We start from the raw sequence: 18127 nt of genomic DNA on the forward strand, positions 1-18127 counted from the left end.
GCCGTTGCGCGCGTCCGGGCGCAGGCCGTCCCGCGCGCCTCCCCTTACGACCGCCGCTGGGCCCGCCTGTGCCACGCACCAGAGTCGGGCTCGCGGTTCAGTCGTGCCGCCGGCCGCCGCCGCTGGGCCCGCCCCCGCCCCGCGCTGGAGGACCGGCCCGGCGGCAAGCCGGAATCGGAGCGGCGGCGGCGCAGCTCCGTCGCGCCGCACAGCGCCAGTACCGCCGCGAGCGCCGCCAGGTGTTCCTTGCCCGCGAGGTTGTCCTTGATCAGTACCTCGGCCACCATCGCCAGCGCCACGGCGCCGGCGGTGACGTACGCGCCGTAGCGCCAGCCGAGGAAGACCGCGAGTCCGACCACCGCCGCCGACGGGCCGGTGTCCACCACCTTCGCGTCCGAGCCGGGCAGGCCCAGCGGGCTGTCGGGGCCGAGAGCGATGCCGACGCGGGCGTACAGGGTGCCGGCGAGCGTCGCGGCGTAGGCGATGACGAGTGTCCGCCACCAGCCCAGGCAGATCTCCGCGATCCCGAACACGAACAGGATCTGCGCCAGCGCACCCCACACCGGCAGGTCGAGGGCAGGGACGTACAGGGAGAGCGGGGTGCGCAGCAGCGCCTGCCACAGCGGGTCCTGCGCCCGTACGGATCCGATGTTCTGCACGAATCCATAGCCCCACGACTGGTTCTGCACGAGCTGTATGACCGCCGTCAGACACACCGCCCCGATCGTCATCGGGAACGCCCGCCGGCGCCGCTCCAGCAGCGGCTCGCGCACAGTGACGTACAGCAGTCCCCATTCGGCGCGGGCCCAGCGGGCTGGTGCGGTCATCTGTGCGTCTCCAGGTGCTTGCGGTGCAGCCACTTCGGCAGCCCCGGTGCCTCCAGGAACCCCTCCGCCCGCGCCGCCGCGACGGCGATGCGGGGCAGGTCCGCGCTCTTCTCGAAGAGCAGGAAACGGGGCTCCCAGATGGGCCGGTACTTGGCGTTGGCGCGGTACAGCGACTCGATCTGCCACCAGCGGGAGAAGAAGCTGAGCAGTGACCGCCACAGCCTCAGCACCGGCCCGGCGCCAAGGCGTGCGCCACGTTCGAAGACCGATCGGAACACGGCGAAGTTGAGCGAAACCTGGGTGATCTCGATCTCCCGGGCACGCCGCAGCAGCTCGATGACCATGAACTCCATCAGCCCGTTGTCGGAGTCCCGGTCACGCCGCATCAGGTCGAGCGACAGCCCGTGCGGCCCCCAGGGCACGAAGGAGAGCAGCGCCCTGAGACGCCCCTCGGCGTCGACGCACTCGAGCATCACGCACCGCCCGTCCTCCGGATCCCCGAGCCGCCCCAGCGCCATGCTGAAACCGCGCTCGGTCGCCCCGTCACGCCAGTCGTCGGCGCGCCGGATCAGGTACGCCATCTCGTCGGGCGTGATGTCCTCGTGCCGCCGGATACGCACGCTGCAGCCCGCCCGCTTCACCCGGTTGTACGCCTGCCGCACGGTCCGCATGGCCCGCCCCTCGAGCGTGAACTCGCCGACGTCGACCACGGCCTCGTCCCCGAGCTCCAGCGCGTCGAGGCCGTGCCGCGCGTACACGGTCCCGGCCTCCTCGCCAGCCCCCATCACCGCCGGGATCCAGCCCTGCACGCGCGCCTCGGCGAGCCACGGCTCGATGGCCCCGGGCCACGCCTCGGGATCCCCGAGCGGATCCCCGGACGCCAGCGACACGCCCCCCACGACGCGATGGGCGACGGCCGCCTTGCCGGTCGGCGACCAGACGACGCTCTTCTCCCTGCGCAGCGCGAAGTACCCGAGGGAGTCCCGCTCCCCGTGCCGTTCCAGCAGCTCGCGCAGCCGCTTCTCGTCGTCCTCGGTGAGCGGGTCGACGGCACGCCGGGAGCGGAAGGCGGCGTAGAGGACGGCGAGGACGAGCGCGGTGCTGATGACGTTGACGGCGACGTCGGCCCAGTTGGGCGCGGAGATCCCCGGGAACGACTCGTCGGAGGCGACGGAGACGAGCCGCAACGTGCCGTACTGCCAGCGTTCGAGGAACGTGGAGTGGCCCTGCGCCTGGTTGGTGACCGTGACCAGCAGCGCGGCGAGCAGGGAGGAGAGGAGCAGCCCGCCGAGGGCGACGGCGGTGGCGAGCTTCGGATTGGACCGGTCGCCCTTCGCATAGAACTCACGCCGCCCGACGAGCAGCGCGGCGACGAAGGCGGCCGTCAGGGCCAGGGAAACCCAGTTCTGCGCGTACTGCCGGACTTCCGGCAGCGCCATGGCGACGGCGAGCAGCAGCAGGAACGCCCCACCGATCCCGAGGTTCAGGATCCACGCGGCCCGCTTGCGGCGCCGCATCGTGACGGCCAGGAACGCGGTGAACACACCCGACGCGAACCCGGCCGTCAGCAGATACGGCGTGAAGTAGTTCTCCTGGTTGTGCCGCCGCACGTCCTGCCCCAGGGAGACCCACACCGCACTGAGGAAGTTGACGAACGCGACGGCGCGCAGATACCAGACGGCGAGGGCGGCGGCGCGGCGCGAAGCAGGGGTGCTGCGGCGATCACGGATTTGGGCGAGTCGGACATCTCCCATGAGTCGTGATCATATGGGTGCATTTAGATCGAGCCGTTCTTTTCCTGCCCGGCTTGCCTGTCGGCCCTGCTTCTCTTTCTCTCCGGCTTTCTCTGATGCCCCGCCGTTACGACTGCTCCTTCTCGGGCTCCTCGGAGGCATCCGAAGACTTCTCGGGCAGCTCGGCCGCCAGGGCGGCCGCAGCCTGGACCAGCGGCAGCGCCAGCAGGGCCCCCGCGCCTTCCCCGACGGTCACCCCCTGATCCAGCAGCGGCTCCAGCGCCATCCGGTCCAGCGCCTTCGCCTGCCCCGGCTCCCCGCTGCGTTGCCCCGCCAGCCACCAGTCCGGCGCCCGGAACGCGATCCGCTGCCCCACCAGCGCACACGCGGCGGCCACGACACCGTCCAGGATCACGGGCATCTTCCGTACGGCGGCCTGCAGCAGGAACCCCGTCATCGCCGCCAGGTCCGCCCCGCCCACCGTCGCGAGCAACTGCAGCTGATCCCCGAGCACGGGCCGGGCGCGCCGCAACGCGTCCCGGATCGCCTCGCACTTCCGCATCCACGCCAGATCGTCGATCGCGAGCCCGCCCCGGCCGGTCACCACGGACGCGTCGGTCCCGCACAGCGCGGCGACGAGCACCCCCGCCGCCGTGGTCCCGCCCACACTGACATCGCCGAGCACCACCAGATCCGTACCGGAGTCGGCCTCCGCGTCGGCCACGGCGATCCCCGCCAGGAACGCCGCCTCCGCCTCCTCCGCGGTGAGCGCGTCCTCGACGTCGATGCGCCCGCTGCCACGCCGCACCCGATGCCGTACGACGTCCTCCGGCAAAGTGTCCGGCTCGCAGTCCAGCGCCACGTCCACGACCCGCACCGGCACCCCGAGCCGCCTGGCGAGCACGGACACCGGCCGGGCGCCCTCCAGAATCTCCCGCACCAACTCCGAGGCGCTGCCCGCCTGCCGGGCCGAGACGCCGCGCTCGGCGATGCCGTGGTCGCCGGCGAAGAGGACGACCCGCGGCCGTTCGACCGGCCGTACCGGTACGGCGCCCTGCGCCGCGGCCAGCCACTCACCCAGGTCGTCGAGGCGCCCGAGGGATCCGGGCGGCACGATCTGACGTTCCCGGCGCGCCTCGGCGTCGCGGCGCACTCCGCCGTCGGGGCGTTCGATCAGATCGGTGAAGTCGTCGAGATTCAGCGAGCTCATTCGCCGAACAGTACCGGCACCGGTCGAACGCTTCCGTGCCACATCGCCACCACACCCTCACGGTGTCTTTGCACCCAAGATCGCGATCCCATACGTTCCGTTTTGCAGCGGATTGTCGTACGCCCTTCAGTACCACCGGGAGCCGCTCATGCCCCCCAGCTCCTCCAGACCCCCGAGGCCCGTCCACGAGCCGCGCCGCGAGGACTGCCCCTGGTGCGGCTCGAGACGGGTGGGCACGCGTCTGCCCGCTCTCACGCTCGACGAGTGCCGGGACTGCGCGCACGTGTTCCGGAACCCGCGCCTCACCGCCGAGGGACGGTCGCTGTACGACGCGCACGCGCCGGAAGCGGCCCCCGGCAGTCGCCGACTGCGGGCCACGGCCCGGGTGATGCTGCCGCTTGTCGAGCCGGAGAGCTGGCTGGACGTGGGTACGGGCCACGCGCACTTCCCGGAAGCGGCGAAGGAGGTCTTCCCCTACACGTCGTTCGACGGACTGGACCCGACCCTCCGGGTCGAGTGGGCCCGCGAGGCCGACCGAGTGGAGGAGGCACACGTAGGTCACCTGACCGCTCCGGACGTCTTGGCCCGCCTCCGCGCCCGCTACGACGTCGTGAGCATGCTCCACCACCTGGCCCGCGTCCCCGACCCGCGCGAGGAACTCCGCGCCGCCCTGACAGCCCTCCGCCCCGGCGGCCACCTCCTCCTTGAACTCCCCGACCCGCACAGCACGTTCGCGAAACTCCTGGGCAAGCGGTGGCCCGCCCACACCCGGCCCCACCACGTCCACCTGATCCCCCAGGACAACCTCCGCACGGAACTGGAGACCCGGGGCTGCACGATCATCCCGACGGGCCGCAGCGGGGCGCTCCGCTTGTCGAACACGTATCGCGTGCTCGCCCGCAAGGAGAACGACACGCAACCGAAGTAGCTGCGGCCACCGACCCCCGCACCACCGCACGGCCACCCGCCCCCGCACCACCGCACGGCCACCCGCCCCCGCACCGCCGCGCGGCCACCCGCCCCTGCACCGCCGCGCGGGCAGCCGGTCCCGCCCAGCCGCGGGCATGCGTGCCGCCTGGGGCGGCACGGGTGGGCGCGGGCGGCACCCCGCAAGCGCCGGGTTGCGCGACTCGCCGCGCGTCGGCTGCGGTGCCGGGCGTCTGTGCAGTGGCGCTGGTGTGCCGCGGGCACTCGTGGGGGCGGGCGGCGCCTCGCGAGCGCCGGGTTGCGCGACTCGCCGCGCGCCGGCTGCGGTGCCGGGCGTCTGTGCAGTGGTGCTGGTGTGCCGCAGGCACTCGTGGGGGCGGGCGGCGCCCCGCGAGCGCCGGGTTGCGCGACTCGCCCCCGGCCTAACCCCGCAGCACCACCGCCTGACCCGCCACCACCAGCACAACCTGCTCGCACTCGTCCGCGAACGCCGTGTTCAGCCGCCCCAGTTCATCCCGGTACCGCCGCCCGGACGCCGTCGCCGGCACGATCCCCGACCCCACCTCATTGGACACCGCGACCACGGTCCGCCGAGCAGCCCGCACCGCCGCCGTCAACTCCGCGACCCGCGACCGCAGTTCCCGCTCACCCCCGTCCGCCCACACCGCGTCGTCCCACGCACCGACGGAGTCCATCGCATCCGTCAGCCACAACGACAGACAGTCGATGAGCAGCGGCGCCCCGTCGGCCTCCAGCAACGGCACGAGATCGCACGTCTCCACAGTCCGCCACGACCCCGGCCGCCGCTCCCGATGCGCCGCCACCCGCGACGCCCACTCGCCGTCCTCGCTCCGCGACCCCCCGGTCGCGACGTACAGCACGTCGGGAAAGGCCGCCAGCCGCCGTTCCGCCTCCACCGACTTCCCCGACCGCGCCCCACCCAGCACCAGCGTCCTCCGCGGTACGTCCGGCACGTCCTCGTACACGCCCACCACCAGCGTCGACCCGTCCGGCACCGCCCGCGCCCCCGCCGCCGCGAGCCGCCGCCGCAGCTCTGCACCCGGCGGCACGTCGTGATCGAGGTGTACGGCGATGACGTCCGTCGTCGGCCCCACAGCACCCACCGCCCGCAGCTTCGCCAGCGCATCGGGCCGCCCGACGACATCCGCTAGGACCATGTCGTACGCCTCGGAGTGAGCCGACCCCTCCTCCAGTCCGGCCGGCGCGCCCCCCGGCGGCAGGTACAGCAGCCGCTGTCCGTCCGGCCCGGTCACGGCGTACCCCGTGCCCGGCGCGTCCATGGCCACCGCCCACACCCGGTGCCCGGTCAGCAGCGCCAACTCCCGTCCGTCCGGCACCCGCCCGGGCTGCGGCAGCCCGGCCGGCACCTCGACCGGGGGCCCGTCGTGCGGATGCGACAGCAGCACCTGCCGTACACCCCCCAGTGAACGCCCGACCCGTGCGGCCGCGAACGCCGCACCCGGCGTCAGATCGAGCAGCAACGTCCCGTCCAGGAGCAACGCGGTCGCAGCCCGCGCGTCCGCCCCGAGCGAGGTCGCGCACACAGCACAGGGACAGTCGGGACGGGGCAGCCCCAGAGGAGCACCGGTGCCAAGCAAAGTCACTTCCACGCCCTGATTCTCGCCGTCCACCCCACAACATGCGCACCCGAGACCCACCCAAGGGGCGCGATCGACCCCGCACGACCCGCACCGGCCCGATCACCCGCGCTCTCACAGCTCACCCAGCGGAACGCATACGCTTCTGCTCGGCACGTGTTCACAACTGGGAGGCGTACATGGCGGCATGGGCGTGGCGGTTCGAGAAGGCCGACGGGACGGAGATCCAGCCCGCGGTGCAGCCCGAGGAGTTCACGACCCAGGGGGACGCCGAGTCCTGGATCGGGGAGCACTGGAAGGCTCTGCTCGAGGGTGGCGCGGACCAGGTGCGGCTGTTCGAGGACGCCACGGAGATCTACGGCCCGATGAGTCTTCACGCCGCCGAGGCGTGAGCGAGCGGAGAGACGAAGGGGCGGTCCGCGTACGGACCGCCCCTTCCGGCTTCTCGGCGCGGCGTCAGCCGCGCACACCGCACAGATGGAGCAACGCGGCGACCCGGCGGTACGGATCCGTCCGCCCGGCCCGCTCCTCGGCCGCCAGCAGCGTCTCCACGTCGGCCGGGATCTCCGCCCCGTCCGCCGCCGTGTCGGTGAAGACCCGCACCCCGTACCAGGCGTGCAGCGGCGCCCCGATGCCCGCCAGGGTCGCGGTCAGCGCATCGAGACGATCGGCCCGGACGTCGAGCCCGAGCCGGTTCCGGTACGTGGTCGTGTCGAAGGCGCCCAGCGTCCCCGCCCAGTCGCCGGACATGCCGGGCCGCATCGCCAGCGCGTCCCCGTTGCGCACCAGCAGCGACAGCAGCCCGCCCGGGGCGAGCATCCGCGCCAGGCCCGCCAGCAGCGGGTCCGGCTCATTGACGTACATGAGAACGCCGTGGCACAGCACGACGTCGAAGCTGCCGGGCAGGAAGTGGACCCCGGTGTCCCGGCCGTCGCCCTCGATGATCCGCATCCGCTCGCGGATGCCCTCGGGCTCGCCGGACAGGGCCTCCCGCGCCGCCGCGATCATCTTCGCGTCCTGCTCGAGTCCGGTCACCTGATGGCCGGCGCGGGCCAGGTGCAGTGCCTGCGTCCCCTGGCCCATCCCCACGTCGAGCACCCGCAGCCGCTGCCCGACCGGGAAACGCCCGGCTATCTGCTCGTCGAGCTGGCGGGCCACCAACTCCTGCCGTACGACATCACGCAGCCCACCCAGCTTGCTCAGCCAGGCCTCGGCCGCACCCCCGGAGAAAGACGTCGTGCTCAGGGCCGCTCTCCGCGCTTGACCTGAGGCTTCGGCAGCCGGAGCCGGCGCATCTGGAGGGAGCGCATGAGCGCGTAGGCGACGGCGCCCTTCCTGTTCTGGTCCGGGAAGCGCTCACTCAGCCGCTTCCGCAGACGGAAACCGGTGAGGATCGAGTCGAGCACGATGAGCACGATCACGACGAGCCACAGCAGCAGCGCGATGCTCTGCAGCGAGGCCACCCGCACCATGCTCAGCACGAGGATCAGCACGGCCATCGGCAGGAAGAACTCCGCCACGTTGAACCGCGAGTCGATGAAATCGCGCGCGAACTTACGGACCGGGCCCTTGTCGCGGGCCGGCAGGTACCGCTCGTCGCCGCCGGCCAGCGCCTGGCGCTGCCGCTCGAGCTGCGCACGGCGCTCCTCGCGCTGGCGCTTGGCGGCGTCCTTGCGCGACGTCGACGTATTGGCGACGCTGCGGCGCTGGGTCTGGGCCTCACTGCGCTTGGGCGTGGGCCGGCCCTTGGGGGCCTCGGGGTCACGGGTCTGCTTGGAGTTGGTCACCTGCGCCTTGTCGGCGGGGGCCTTCTCTTCCTTGGCACGGCTACGGAACACAAAACCCAAGGGTAAGGGGTGTCCGGGGTTGGACCCCAGCCCCGCGGGGAACGATCCGGCAACACCAGTCGTCTGTAGGGGGACAGAGTGGACGTTGCGTACACCTCGTCCCCGGGGAGCACCTACTCCCTACGCTGGAGCGGGGGCATGCGCAGTCGTCCTTGGGGATGAGCGCATCCGTCCCCGAACAGTGCGTCAATGGATGCAGGGCCCGTACTGTGGGTTCTGTCGCAGAGCTGGAGCTGGACTCGGTCAGAAGGGGGCGCGCGAAGCCCATGAGCGGTGTCATGAAGCGTATGGGGATGATCTTCCGCGCGAAGGCGAACAAGGCCCTTGACCGGGCCGAGGACCCGCGCGAGACCCTCGATTACTCGTACCAGAAGCAGCTGGAGCTGCTCCAGAAGGTCCGCCGCGGCGTCGCGGACGTGGCGACGTCCCGCAAGCGCCTCGAGCTCCAGCTCAACCAGCTGCAGCAGCAGTCCACCAAGCTGGAGGACCAGGGCCGCAAGGCGCTCGCGCTGGGCCGCGAGGACCTGGCACGCGAGGCGCTCTCCCGCCGCGCGGCGCTCCAGCAGCAGGTGACGGACCTCGAGACACAGCACTCGACGCTCCAGGGCGAGGAGGAGAAGCTCACCCTGGCGGCCCAGCGCCTGCAGGCGAAGGTCGACGCCTTCCGTACGAAGAAGGAGACGATCAAGGCGACCTACACGGCGGCCCAGGCCCAGACCCGTATCGGCGAGGCCTTCTCCGGCATCTCCGAGGAGATGGGCGACGTCGGCCTGGCCATCCAGCGGGCCGAGGACAAGACGGCGCAGCTGCAGGCGCGGGCCGGCGCGATCGACGAGCTCCTGGCCTCCGGCGCTCTGGACGACCCCAGCGGCATGGCCAAGGACGACATCCAGGCCGAGCTGGACCGGCTCTCCGGTGGTACGGATGTAGAGCTGGAGCTGCAGCGCATGAAGGCGGAGCTGGCCGGTGGCTCGACCGGCGGGCAGCAGGCCATCGAGGGCGGCACCGGCCAGTCGCAGTCCCAGCAGCAGTCGCAGGACACCCCGCGCTTCGACAAGCAGTGACCAGGGCGCGACAGCCGGGGCCCACGCCGAGGAGGGCGACATGATCGTACGGATCATGGGGGAGGGGCAGGTGAGGCTGGCGGACAGCCACCTCGCCGAGCTGAACAAGCTGGACGACGAGCTCCTGGCCGAAATGGAGAACGGCGACGGCCCGGGCTTCCGCCGCACCCTCCAGGCCCTGCTGACCAAGGTCCGCGACCTGGGCGAACCACTGCCCGACGACTCCCTGGAACCGTCGGAACTGATCCTCCCGTCCCCGGAGGCCACGCTGGAGGAGGTTCGGGAGCTGCTGAGCGACGACGGGTTGATTCCGGGCTGACGCGTACAGCGCCGTCAGCAGTGTCCAGCCCGTCCGCCGTTCGAGGACGGGGCGGGGAACCGCACGTTCCCCACCGGCCGGGGCCCCCGTACCTTTGACAAGCGTGAGCACCCTCGAAGCGGCCAGAACCCAACTGAAAGCGCACCCTCTCGCGCTGGACGCGGCGCTGGCCGCCGGCGTCCTCGTCTGCATGGTCGCCGGCTCGTTCGTGGACCCGCACGGGGAGAACGGCGTCACCTGGGGTGTCCGCACTCCGGACCCGCTCAGCCTCCTGCTCATCACCCTCGGCGCCGTAGCCCTCGTCTTCCGGCGAAGCGCCCCCATGACGGTCCTCGCCCTCACGGGCACCGTCTCCCTCGTCGAGTGCGTAACCGCCGGTGATCCCCGCGCCCCGGTCGCGATGTCCGCCGTGATCGCCCTCTACACGGTCGCCTCGACCACCGACCGTCACACCACCCTGCGCGTCGGCCTGCTCACCATGACGGTCCTCACCGGCGCCGCCATGCTCGCCGGCCCCCTGCCCTGGTACGCCCAGGAGAATCTCGCGATCTTCGCCTGGACCGGCATCGGAGCCACCGCCGGAGACGCGGTCCGCAGCCGCCGCGCGGTCGTCCAGGCCATACGCGAACGCGCCGAGCGAGCGGAACGCACCCGCGAGGAGGAGGCCAGGCGCCGCGTCGCCGAGGAACGCCTGCGCATAGCGCGCGATCTGCACGACGTCGTCGCCCACCACATCGCCCTGGTCAACGTCCAGGCCGGGGTCGCGGCCCATGTGATGGACAAACGGCCGGACCAGGCCAAGGAGGCCCTCGCGCACGTACGCGAAGCCAGCCGCTCCGCGCTCAACGAACTGCGCGCCACGGTGGGCCTCCTCCGTCAGTCCGGCGACCCCGAGGCCCCCACCGAACCGGCCCCCGGCCTGGCTCGCCTCGACGAACTCGCCGGCACCTTCCGCAGCGCGGGCCTCCGGGTCGAGGTCGCCCGCGCCGACAACGGCACCATTCTTCCGGCCGCCGTCGACCTGGCCGCGTACCGCGTCATCCAGGAAGCCCTGACGAACGTGCAGAAGCACGCGGGCTCCGACGCCAAGGCCGAGGTCAGTGTCGTACGCGTGGGACCGAACATCGAGGTCACCGTCCTCGACGACGGCAGTGGCGAGGACGACGACCCGTACTCCGGCGGCGGGCACGGCCTTCTCGGCATGCGGGAGCGCGTCAGCGCACTGCGCGGCACCCTCACCACCGGTCCCCGCTACGGAGGCGGCTTCCGGGTCCATGCGATCCTTCCGGTCAAGACCCGCACCGCCACCTCGGGGGAGAGCGCATGACCATCCGTGTCCTGCTCGCCGACGACCAGGCGCTGCTGCGCAGCGCCTTCCGTGTGCTCGTCGACTCCGAGCCCGACATGGAGGTGGTCGGCGAGGCGTCCGACGGCGCGGAGGCGGTGCGGCTGGCGAAGCAGCAGAGCGCCGACGTCGTCCTGATGGACATCCGGATGCCCGGCACGGACGGGCTGGCCGCGACCCGCATGATCGGCGCCGACCCGGACCTCGCCCATGTCCGGGTGGTCATCCTGACCACCTTCGAGGTCGACGACTACGTCGTGCAGTCCCTGCGCGCGGGAGCCTCCGGCTTCCTGGGCAAGGGCAGCGAACCGGAGGAACTCCTCAGCGCCATCCGCGTGGCCGCGGGCGGCGAGGCCCTGCTCTCGCCCGCCGCCACCAAGGGCCTGATCGCCCGTTTCCTCGCCCAGGGCGACGCGGCGGACCACGACCCCGCCCGCGCCGGGCGGCTCGACGCGCTCACCGTCCGCGAGCGTGAGGTCCTCGTCCAGGTCGCCGGCGGCCACTCCAACGACGAGATCGCCGAGCGCCTCGAGGTCAGCCCGCTGACGGTGAAGACACACGTCAACCGGGCCATGGCCAAACTGGGCGCCCGGGACCGCGCCCAGCTCGTGGTGATCGCGTACGAGTCGGGGCTGGTCCGTCCGAGAGTGGACTGACCCACCTTCAGCCGTACTGCCCGGAGCAGTTACCGCGGTTACGTATCCTGTGGCCCTCGAACGACTTTGCGGGGGAAGGGGTTTGGCTGTGCCGCTGCACAGGGACGACCCGAAGTCCGTCGGCGGGTACAGACTGGTCGACCGGCTCGGCTCCGGCGGCATGGGCGTCGTCTACTGGGGCAGATCGCGTTCCGGACGTGACGTCGCCGTCAAGGTGGTGCACGCCCAGTACGCCGAGGACGCCGTCTTCCGCACCCGGTTCCGGCGGGAGATCGAGGCCGTCCGCAAGGTGAGCGGTGCCTTCACCGCACCGGTCGTGGACGCCGATCCGGAAGCGCCGCGGCCCTGGATGGCCACGCAGTACGTGCCCGGCAGCTCGCTCGCCGAGCGGCTGCGTGATCACGGCCCGCTGCGGGGCACCGCGCTGCGGCGGCTCGCGCTGGGGCTGGTGGAGGCGCTGCAGGACATCCACCGCGCCGGGGTGGTGCACCGGGACCTGAAGCCGGCCAACGTCCTGATGGCGGAGGACGGTCCCCGCGTCATCGACTTCGGCATATCCAGGGCGGTGGAGAACCGCAACACCCTCACCGAGACCGGCCAGATGATCGGCACCCCGCCGTTCATGTCCCCGGAGCAGTTCACCGACGCCCGCTCGGTCGGCCCCGCCTCGGACGTTTTCTCGCTCGCCGCGCTCCTGGTCTTCTCGGCCACCGGACGCGGTCCCTTCGACGCCGACAGCCCCTACATGACCGCCTTCCGGGTCGTCCACGAGGCGCCCGGACTGGACGGTGTGCCGCGGCCGTTGCGCGCGGTCCTGGAGCGCTGCCTGGTCAAGGAGCCCGCCGACCGGCCCCAACTGGACGTTCTGGCCAAGGAGTTCGCCGAGGCGCTGCCCGAGCCCGACCCCATGGACCCGGACACCACGACCCTGCGCCTGGCCGACCTGAGGACCGTCGAGGAGACCTACGCCGGGACCGGCGGCGCGGGGCCCGCGAAGGCCACTCGGTCCGGGCGCACGCGAAGCCGCAGGGTCCGCCCCTTGCCGGCGGTGGCCTGCGCGGTGGTTGTCCTGGCCCTCGGGACAGGGTGGTACCTGCGGTTCGGGCCGGGCTTCTCGGACGGTGAACCGGCGGCGGGTTCCGCCTCGTCCGCGAACTCCCGATGGGCGGCCGTACCCACCGGCTGGCAGCCCTGGCAGACGACGATGTCCGAGACGTCACCGCTGGGCGAGGTCAACGCGCTGGCGAAGGACAGCAAAGACGCGGGCGACGCCACCTGCCAGCGGTACGAGAACGCGGTCTACTGCGCGGGCAACAACATCCTCCCGGTCCGTCTGGACGGCCGTACCGGCGCCACGGTCTGGCGCTCCGCGCTCGCGTCCTCCGCCGAGGGCGCGGACAAGGGGCGGAACGTCTTCGATCTCCTGGGTGTGCGGGACGATGCGATGCTCGTCCAGCACTTCGAACACGGGGCCACCGGGGGCGAGAAGGTCAGCATCGTCGCCCTCGACACCGAGAGCGGCGAGCAGCTGTGGGCCCGCGAGCGGAACAACGTGACCGTCGACCAGATCGTGTCCGGCGACCTCGTCCTGACCCCCGACACCAGCGGTCGGCTTGTGACGGCCCGTTCCCCGCGCACCGGCACCGACCGCTGGACCACCCAGCTGCCCTCCGACGACTACTGCCAGTTCGCGACGGCCGGCTCCCGCCTGTACGCGCACTGCTTCCCGGACGACGCGAGCAAGGACGCCGTACTCCTGGAGCTGAACAAGGCCGACGGATCGGTGCTCCGGCGTCTGAACACCCCGAACGCGAGCGGCCTGCTCGGCACCGTCGGCGGCCGGCTTGCCTTCGTGGTCGGCGGCTACAGCGGCCCGGCGCGCCCCGAAGGGCTGAAGTTCGGCGAGATCAGGCTGCTCGACCCGGACACCGGCGCCGCCACCACGACGAAGCTGGCGAAGACCTACGACGGCTCGGTGCGGCTGGCCGCCGACACCCTGTGGATCACCCAGGCCAACGGCCAGGTGGCCGCGGTGTCCCCGCTGACCGGCACACAGCTGTGGGAGACCCGGACCGGCGTCGAGGGCTCGGGACAGCCCACGTACGACGCCCGCACCCGCACCCTGTACCTGGCCAGCACCAGCGGCCGGGTCGCGGCCCTCGACACCCGCAAGGGCACGCTGCTGTGGGAGACGGGCGCCCACGCCGAGCAGCTCGCGAGCGGCGACGTGACCAAGTCCAAGGTGCTGCCGTACGGCGGCGCACTGATCGTGAGCACCCCGGACGGCACGGTCTTCAGCCTGGACCCCGCGCACCCCGAGCGGAAACCCGTCTCGGGGTGACAGCGGGGCGGACGGCTACGGCAGCGCCAGCATCCGCTCCAGCGCGAGCTTCGCGAAGGCCTCGGTCTCCTTGTCGACCTCGATCCGGTTGACCAGGCTGCCCTCGGCCAGTGACTCCAGCGCCCAGACCAGGTGGGGCAGGTCGATGCGGTTCATGGTCGAGCAGAAGCAGACCGTCTTGTCGAGGAAGACGATCTCCTTGCCCTCGGGCGCGAAACGGTTCGCGAGGCGTCGTACGAGATTCAGCTCCGTGCCGATGGCCCACTTGGAGCCCGCCGGGGCCGCCTCCAGGGCCTTGATGATGTACTCCGTCGAACCGACGTAGTCGGCCGCGGCCACGACCTCGTGCCTGCACTCGGGGTGGACGAGGACGTTCACGCCCGGGATGCGCTCGCGCACGTCGTTCACCGAGTCGAGCGAGAACCGGCCGTGCACCGAGCAGTGGCCGCGCCACAGGATCATCTTCGCGGCGCGCAGCTCGTCCGCCGTCAGTCCGCCGTTGGGCTTGTGCGGGTTGTAAACGACGCAGTCCTCCAGGGACATGCCCATGTCGCGGACGGCGGTGTTGCGGCCCAGGTGCTGGTCGGGCAGGAACAGCACCTTCTCGCCCTGCTCGAAGGCCCACTCAAGGGCCCGCTTCGCGTTGGACGACGTGCAGATCGTGCCGCCGTGCCTGCCCGTGAACGCCTTGATGTCCGCGGACGAGTTCATGTACGAGACGGGCACGACCTGCTCGGCTATGCCGGGCTCGGTCAGCACGTCCCAGCACTCCGCGACCTGCTCGGCGGTCGCCATGTCGGCCATCGAGCAGCCGGCCGCCAGGTCCGGCAGGACCACCTTCTGGTCGTCGGACGTCAGGATGTCCGCCGACTCCGCCATGAAGTGCACACCGCAGAACACGATGTACTCGGCCTCCGGGCGCGCCGCCGCGTCCCGGGCCAGCTTGAAGGAGTCGCCCGTGACGTCGGCGAACTGGATGACCTCGTCGCGCTGGTAGTGGTGGCCGAGGACGAAGACCTTGTCGCCGAGCTTCTCCTTGGCCGCGCGGGCGCGCTCCACCAGGTCCGGGTCGGACGGGGAGGGCAGGTCGCCGGGACATTCGACGCCCCGCTCGCTCTTCGGGTCGGCCTCGCGGCCGAGGAGCAGCAGGGCGAGGGGCGTCGGCTGTACGTCGAGCTCCTGGGTGGGGGCGGTGGTCACGACACGCACCCTTTCTGTTCTGCGGCTCGCCGGGACCGGAGGACCGGACCCGGCGGGACATTCGGGACACCGTTTCGACTTCTCGTCGATTTGACGCTATCTATCATAACCGCTTCACGTCACTTTGACGACGGCCATTGCGTCGATGTGACGTGAATCCCGACACCCGGACGCCGGACGGTCGTCGCACGGCGATGTCGCGTTGTCCACAGGGCGTTGTCCACAGGCCGCTGTCCGCATCCTCGCGCGTGTGCGAGCATGAAAGAGCCGTCGGCAGGAACGGGCGGAAAGCCGAGCGCCCGGGCCGGAATGAATCCACGGCCCGGTCTGTTGCAACCGTCGGCAAGCAGTCTCCGTACAACCCGGGAGAGATGTAGATGTCCGTATCGGACGAGACCACCACCGTCAGCGACGGCATCATCCTGACCGACGCCGCGGCGTCCAAGGTCAAGACCCTGCTCGACCAGGAAGGCCGTGACGACCTCGCGCTGCGCGTAGCCGTCCAGCCCGGTGGCTGCTCCGGCCTGCGCTACCAGCTCTTCTTCGACGAGCGCTCCCTCGACGGCGACGTGGAGAAGGACTTCGGCGGCGTCAAGGTCGTCACCGACCGCATGAGCGCCCCGTACCTGGGCGGCGCCACGATCGACTTCGTGGACACGATCGAGAAGCAGGGCTTCACGATCGACAACCCGAACGCGACGGGCTCCTGCGCCTGCGGCGACTCCTTCAGCTGAGCGACGGCCGAACAGCTGAACAACGCGAAGGCGGCGGCCCCCTCCGACAGGGCCGCCGCCTTCCGTGCGTCGCCGCAGAGGACTACTGCGGCTGAGTGGACGTCTCCGGCAGCCGTGCCCCCGCCTTCTCCAGAGGGACCGCCTTGCCGTCCGTCCCGACGACCGTCCGGTCGCCGAGCGGCTCCTCGAGCTGCACGGTCTGGTGGTAGATCTTGGCGATCAGGATGCAGACCTTGCCGGGCCACGGGGTCTCGGTCACCTTGACCGTCACCTTGTCCCCGGTCTCCGTCGCCGTCGTCCGGTAGTCGGCGCACACCCCGCCCGTGAAGCTCACGGTCAGCTCTTTGCCCTCGGCCGTGTAGCCCTCCACCTGCACGTCACGCGTCTTCGGCGCCGAGGTCGGCTCGTCGCCCGGGCCGCTCGGCCGCGGGCTGGGCTGCTCGGTCGGTACACCCGGGGACGTCGTCGTCGAGGTCAGGTACTCGGGCTCGACCGCCGGACGGGTCACCGTGAAGGTGTCCTTCGCGCCCGACGCCCGTACGTCGAACAGCCACGACGGGACCAGCACCTGCCGCCCCTGCGCATAGTGCGAGGCCAGCCCGAACACCGCGTCCTCGACCGTGATCGACTGCTGCGCCGGAGCCGCGGTCGACGATCCGCACGGCTCCTCCTGCCGGTCCTTCAGCGGTACGGGACTGGCGCAACCGCCGATACCCATCCGGTGGTCGGTCGCCGGCGCCGCGTTCATCAGGTCCAGCGTCTTCTGCGCTCCCAGGACGGGATACGTGTCCCCCTCCACCGGTGCCTTCAACTGACCGCTGCCGGTGACCACCTCGCCCTGCGCGCTGACGCTCAGCCCGGTCGTCCAGCCGTACGTGGGCAGGCCGCCGACCACCGGATCCGCGTTCAGGACCCGCTGGGCGCCCATGATCTGACTCGCGTCCACCTTCGCGTCGTCCTGACCCAGCGCCTTGAGGACCGGCGCGGCCGCCTTCTTCGCGGCCTCGACGCTCACCGGGTCGCCGGCGGGGGCGGTGGGGTCGTGCGTGCACACCGGGGTGCTCTTCTTGCAGTCGTCGGTACCCGGTGCGTAGCGGGTGAACGTCCACGCCCCCGGAGCCTCCTTGTTCACCTGCAGACTCGGACCCAGGCCGTCCTTGCCGGGACCGACCTGCCACGCCCGGCCTGCGGCCACCGGCGTTCCCTCGATGCCGAGCGCCTCGGCCAGCCGGGCCACCTCCTCCTTCGTGACCTCGCCCTTCGCCCAGAACACGGGCGCCGAGTCGGGGCCGTCGGGGAGCGCACCGGCGGCCTTGTAGGTGGCGCCGTACGGGTTCGGCTCGCCGGGCGCGACACCGCCCGTACCGTCGCCCGAGCCGCTCTCGGAGTAGCCGTCGAGCGCGAGCGGCGGGGGAGTGCCGTCACCACCGGGGACCCCGGATCCCGTACGACCGCCCGAGCCCCCGGAGGCGCTCATGGCGAGGTACGCCCCGCCGCCCCCGGCGAGCAGCACGGCGGCGGCGACGGAGGCGATGATCACGGGCGAGCGACGGCGAACGGGGCGGCCACCGGGGTGCTCCTGGCCGTCCGGCGCGGGAGCGACGACGTGCACGTCGTCCGTGGCCGCGGCCTCGTCGGGTTCCCGGGCCTCGGGCGCGGCGGCGTCGGCAGCGGTGTCGGTCTCCGGAGCGGGTGCGGCCTCGGAGACCGTGTCGGCATCGGGCTCCGGGGCGGTCGCGTCGGCGTCGGGCTCCCGCTCCGGGGTGGTCGCCTCGGCCTCGGGCTCATGGGCGGCCTCGACGGCCTCCGTCTCCTGCCGCTGCTCTTCCCCGTTCTCCTCCCGCGCCCCCTCCACGGCCCCGCCGGAGGCGCCCGCGTCGTCGTTGTCGGGTCGCTCGGTGTTCACCGCATCGCTCCTTCAGCTGCACAGCCGTCCCTGTGACCAACCTGACCCGGCCCTGTCAAAACGGCCTGCCGGATGGTCGTATCCCACATCCCCTTTACGGGGGACGCCGATGGGACGCAGCGGGGGAGCGCACGGTTCCCTGAAGGAGCACCCGGGCCTCGCTCCGGCTGCCTCAGTCCCCGTAGTCCGACATCGCGTCCAGCAGCCGCGCCGACGTCGTCGGCACGATCACGCCGTGGATGAGTGAAGGGGACACCGGCAGGGAGACGTCCCGGTCGGGGGCCGTCCAGTGCGGAGACATCCGGGCGCAGTCACCGAGCAGCGACGCCAGGTCGCCGTCGAGGTCGGCCGGGGCCGGGGCATGGACCTTGAGGTTCGTCATACCGGAACCGTATGCAC

17 protein-coding genes are annotated in these 18127 nt (G+C 71.8%); 8 read left to right on the top strand and 9 right to left on the bottom strand.

The features are described 5' to 3' along the window. Positions 1-44 precede the first annotated feature (44 nt). The 3 genes from ABZO29_RS32495 to cobT form a co-directional block, all read right to left on the bottom strand. Entirely contained in the window at positions 45-827 is a 783-nt protein-coding gene (locus ABZO29_RS32495) for a hypothetical protein (protein WP_367323740.1), read from the bottom strand. Then, positions 824-2581: a phosphatidylglycerol lysyltransferase domain-containing protein gene (locus tag ABZO29_RS32500; RefSeq protein WP_367323741.1), complete on the bottom strand. Its 1758-nt coding sequence runs from the start codon at positions 2579-2581 to the stop codon at positions 824-826. The genes ABZO29_RS32495 and ABZO29_RS32500 overlap by 4 nt, the downstream gene beginning before the upstream one ends. Positions 2582-2687: 106 nt before the next feature. Continuing rightward, on the bottom strand, positions 2688-3770 hold the full coding sequence (gene cobT, locus ABZO29_RS32505; protein ID WP_367323742.1) for a nicotinate-nucleotide--dimethylbenzimidazole phosphoribosyltransferase: 1083 nt from the start codon (positions 3768-3770) through the stop codon (positions 2688-2690). Between the two features lie 148 nt (positions 3771-3918). Here cobT and ABZO29_RS32510 point away from each other — a divergent pair, with 148 nt between their 5' ends. Continuing rightward, positions 3919-4698 (top strand): class I SAM-dependent methyltransferase, encoded by a 780-nt coding sequence (locus ABZO29_RS32510; RefSeq protein ID WP_367323743.1) that lies wholly within the window; start codon positions 3919-3921, stop codon positions 4696-4698. Positions 4699-5119: 421 nt separating this feature from the next. On the opposite strand, the gene ABZO29_RS32515 is transcribed toward ABZO29_RS32510, so the two are convergent. Beyond that, a complete protein-coding gene (locus ABZO29_RS32515) occupies positions 5120-6328 on the bottom strand; it encodes a bifunctional adenosylcobinamide kinase/adenosylcobinamide-phosphate guanylyltransferase (protein ID WP_367323744.1) in 1209 nt (402 codons plus the stop codon). A gap of 167 nt (positions 6329-6495) precedes the next feature. Between ABZO29_RS32515 and ABZO29_RS32520 the strand changes: the two genes are divergently transcribed. After that, positions 6496-6708, top strand: coding sequence for a hypothetical protein (locus tag ABZO29_RS32520; RefSeq protein ID WP_367323745.1), 213 nt, complete (start codon positions 6496-6498; stop codon positions 6706-6708). Positions 6709-6772: 64 nt separating this feature from the next. Here ABZO29_RS32520 and ABZO29_RS32525 read toward each other — a convergent pair whose 3' ends face one another. Together ABZO29_RS32525 and ABZO29_RS32530 are read right to left on the bottom strand one after the other, a co-directional pair. Then, a complete protein-coding gene (locus tag ABZO29_RS32525; protein ID WP_367323746.1) occupies positions 6773-7474 on the bottom strand; it encodes a class I SAM-dependent methyltransferase in 702 nt (233 codons plus the stop codon). An 83-nt stretch (positions 7475-7557) separates the two neighbouring features. Continuing rightward, positions 7558-8193 (bottom strand): DUF3043 domain-containing protein, encoded by a 636-nt coding sequence (locus tag ABZO29_RS32530; RefSeq protein ID WP_367326308.1) that lies wholly within the window; start codon positions 8191-8193, stop codon positions 7558-7560. A 263-nt stretch (positions 8194-8456) separates the two neighbouring features. On the opposite strand from ABZO29_RS32530, the gene ABZO29_RS32535 reads away from it, so the two are divergent. The 5 genes from ABZO29_RS32535 to ABZO29_RS32555 all read left to right on the top strand — a co-directional run bounded on the left by ABZO29_RS32535 (position 8457) and on the right by ABZO29_RS32555 (position 13888). Next, positions 8457-9227 carry a PspA/IM30 family protein gene (locus ABZO29_RS32535; protein ID WP_367326309.1) on the top strand — a complete coding sequence of 257 codons (771 nt, stop codon included), beginning with the start codon at positions 8457-8459 and terminating at the stop codon, positions 9225-9227. Positions 9228-9267: 40 nt separating this feature from the next. Continuing rightward, positions 9268-9546: a hypothetical protein gene (locus tag ABZO29_RS32540; protein ID WP_367323747.1), complete on the top strand. Its 279-nt coding sequence runs from the start codon at positions 9268-9270 to the stop codon at positions 9544-9546. A gap of 103 nt (positions 9547-9649) precedes the next feature. After that, entirely contained in the window at positions 9650-10873 is a 1224-nt protein-coding gene (locus ABZO29_RS32545) for a sensor histidine kinase (protein ID WP_367323748.1), read from the top strand. Then, a complete protein-coding gene (locus ABZO29_RS32550) occupies positions 10870-11547 on the top strand; it encodes a response regulator (protein ID WP_367323749.1) in 678 nt (225 codons plus the stop codon). The genes ABZO29_RS32545 and ABZO29_RS32550 overlap by 4 nt, the downstream gene beginning before the upstream one ends. Positions 11548-11635: 88 nt before the next feature. Beyond that, positions 11636-13888 carry a protein kinase gene (locus tag ABZO29_RS32555; RefSeq protein ID WP_367323750.1) on the top strand — a complete coding sequence of 751 codons (2253 nt, stop codon included), beginning with the start codon at positions 11636-11638 and terminating at the stop codon, positions 13886-13888. Positions 13889-13903: 15 nt separating this feature from the next. Here ABZO29_RS32555 and nadA read toward each other — a convergent pair whose 3' ends face one another. After that, on the bottom strand, positions 13904-15088 hold the full coding sequence (gene nadA, locus ABZO29_RS32560; RefSeq protein ID WP_367323751.1) for a quinolinate synthase NadA: 1185 nt from the start codon (positions 15086-15088) through the stop codon (positions 13904-13906). Between the two features lie 377 nt (positions 15089-15465). Here nadA and ABZO29_RS32565 point away from each other — a divergent pair, with 377 nt between their 5' ends. Beyond that, entirely contained in the window at positions 15466-15822 is a 357-nt protein-coding gene (locus tag ABZO29_RS32565) for a HesB/IscA family protein (RefSeq protein WP_367323752.1), read from the top strand. A gap of 82 nt (positions 15823-15904) precedes the next feature. Here ABZO29_RS32565 and ABZO29_RS32570 read toward each other — a convergent pair whose 3' ends face one another. After that, a complete protein-coding gene (locus ABZO29_RS32570; protein WP_367323753.1) occupies positions 15905-17728 on the bottom strand; it encodes a hypothetical protein in 1824 nt (607 codons plus the stop codon). 172 nt (positions 17729-17900) lie between these two features. Next, the gene (locus tag ABZO29_RS32575) at positions 17901-18110 is read right to left on the bottom strand and encodes a hypothetical protein (protein ID WP_367323754.1); all 210 of its coding nucleotides are present in this window, start codon (positions 18108-18110) and stop codon (positions 17901-17903) included. Positions 18111-18127: the final 17 nt, after the last annotated feature.

Source organism: Streptomyces sp. HUAS ZL42 (genome assembly GCF_040782645.1).
Classification (GTDB): Bacteria; Actinomycetota; Actinomycetes; order Streptomycetales; family Streptomycetaceae; genus Streptomyces.

Excerpts from the sequence above, each read along its gene's own strand:
- ABZO29_RS32495 (WP_367323740.1), bottom strand. The coding sequence starts at position 827 with ATGACCGCACCAGCCCGCTGGGCCCGCGCCGAATGGGGACTGCTGTAC.
- ABZO29_RS32500 (WP_367323741.1), bottom strand. The coding sequence starts at position 2,581 with ATGGGAGATGTCCGACTCGCCCAAATCCGTGATCGCCGCAGCACCCCT.
- cobT (WP_367323742.1), bottom strand. The coding sequence starts at position 3,770 with ATGAGCTCGCTGAATCTCGACGACTTCACCGATCTGATCGAACGCCCC.
- ABZO29_RS32510 (WP_367323743.1), top strand. The coding sequence starts at position 3,919 with ATGCCCCCCAGCTCCTCCAGACCCCCGAGGCCCGTCCACGAGCCGCGC.
- ABZO29_RS32520 (WP_367323745.1), top strand. The coding sequence starts at position 6,496 with ATGGCGGCATGGGCGTGGCGGTTCGAGAAGGCCGACGGGACGGAGATC.
- ABZO29_RS32535 (WP_367326309.1), top strand. The coding sequence starts at position 8,457 with ATGATCTTCCGCGCGAAGGCGAACAAGGCCCTTGACCGGGCCGAGGAC.
- ABZO29_RS32540 (WP_367323747.1), top strand. The coding sequence starts at position 9,268 with ATGATCGTACGGATCATGGGGGAGGGGCAGGTGAGGCTGGCGGACAGC.
- ABZO29_RS32550 (WP_367323749.1), top strand. The coding sequence starts at position 10,870 with ATGACCATCCGTGTCCTGCTCGCCGACGACCAGGCGCTGCTGCGCAGC.
- ABZO29_RS32565 (WP_367323752.1), top strand. The coding sequence starts at position 15,466 with ATGTCCGTATCGGACGAGACCACCACCGTCAGCGACGGCATCATCCTG.
- ABZO29_RS32575 (WP_367323754.1), bottom strand. The coding sequence starts at position 18,110 with ATGACGAACCTCAAGGTCCATGCCCCGGCCCCGGCCGACCTCGACGGC.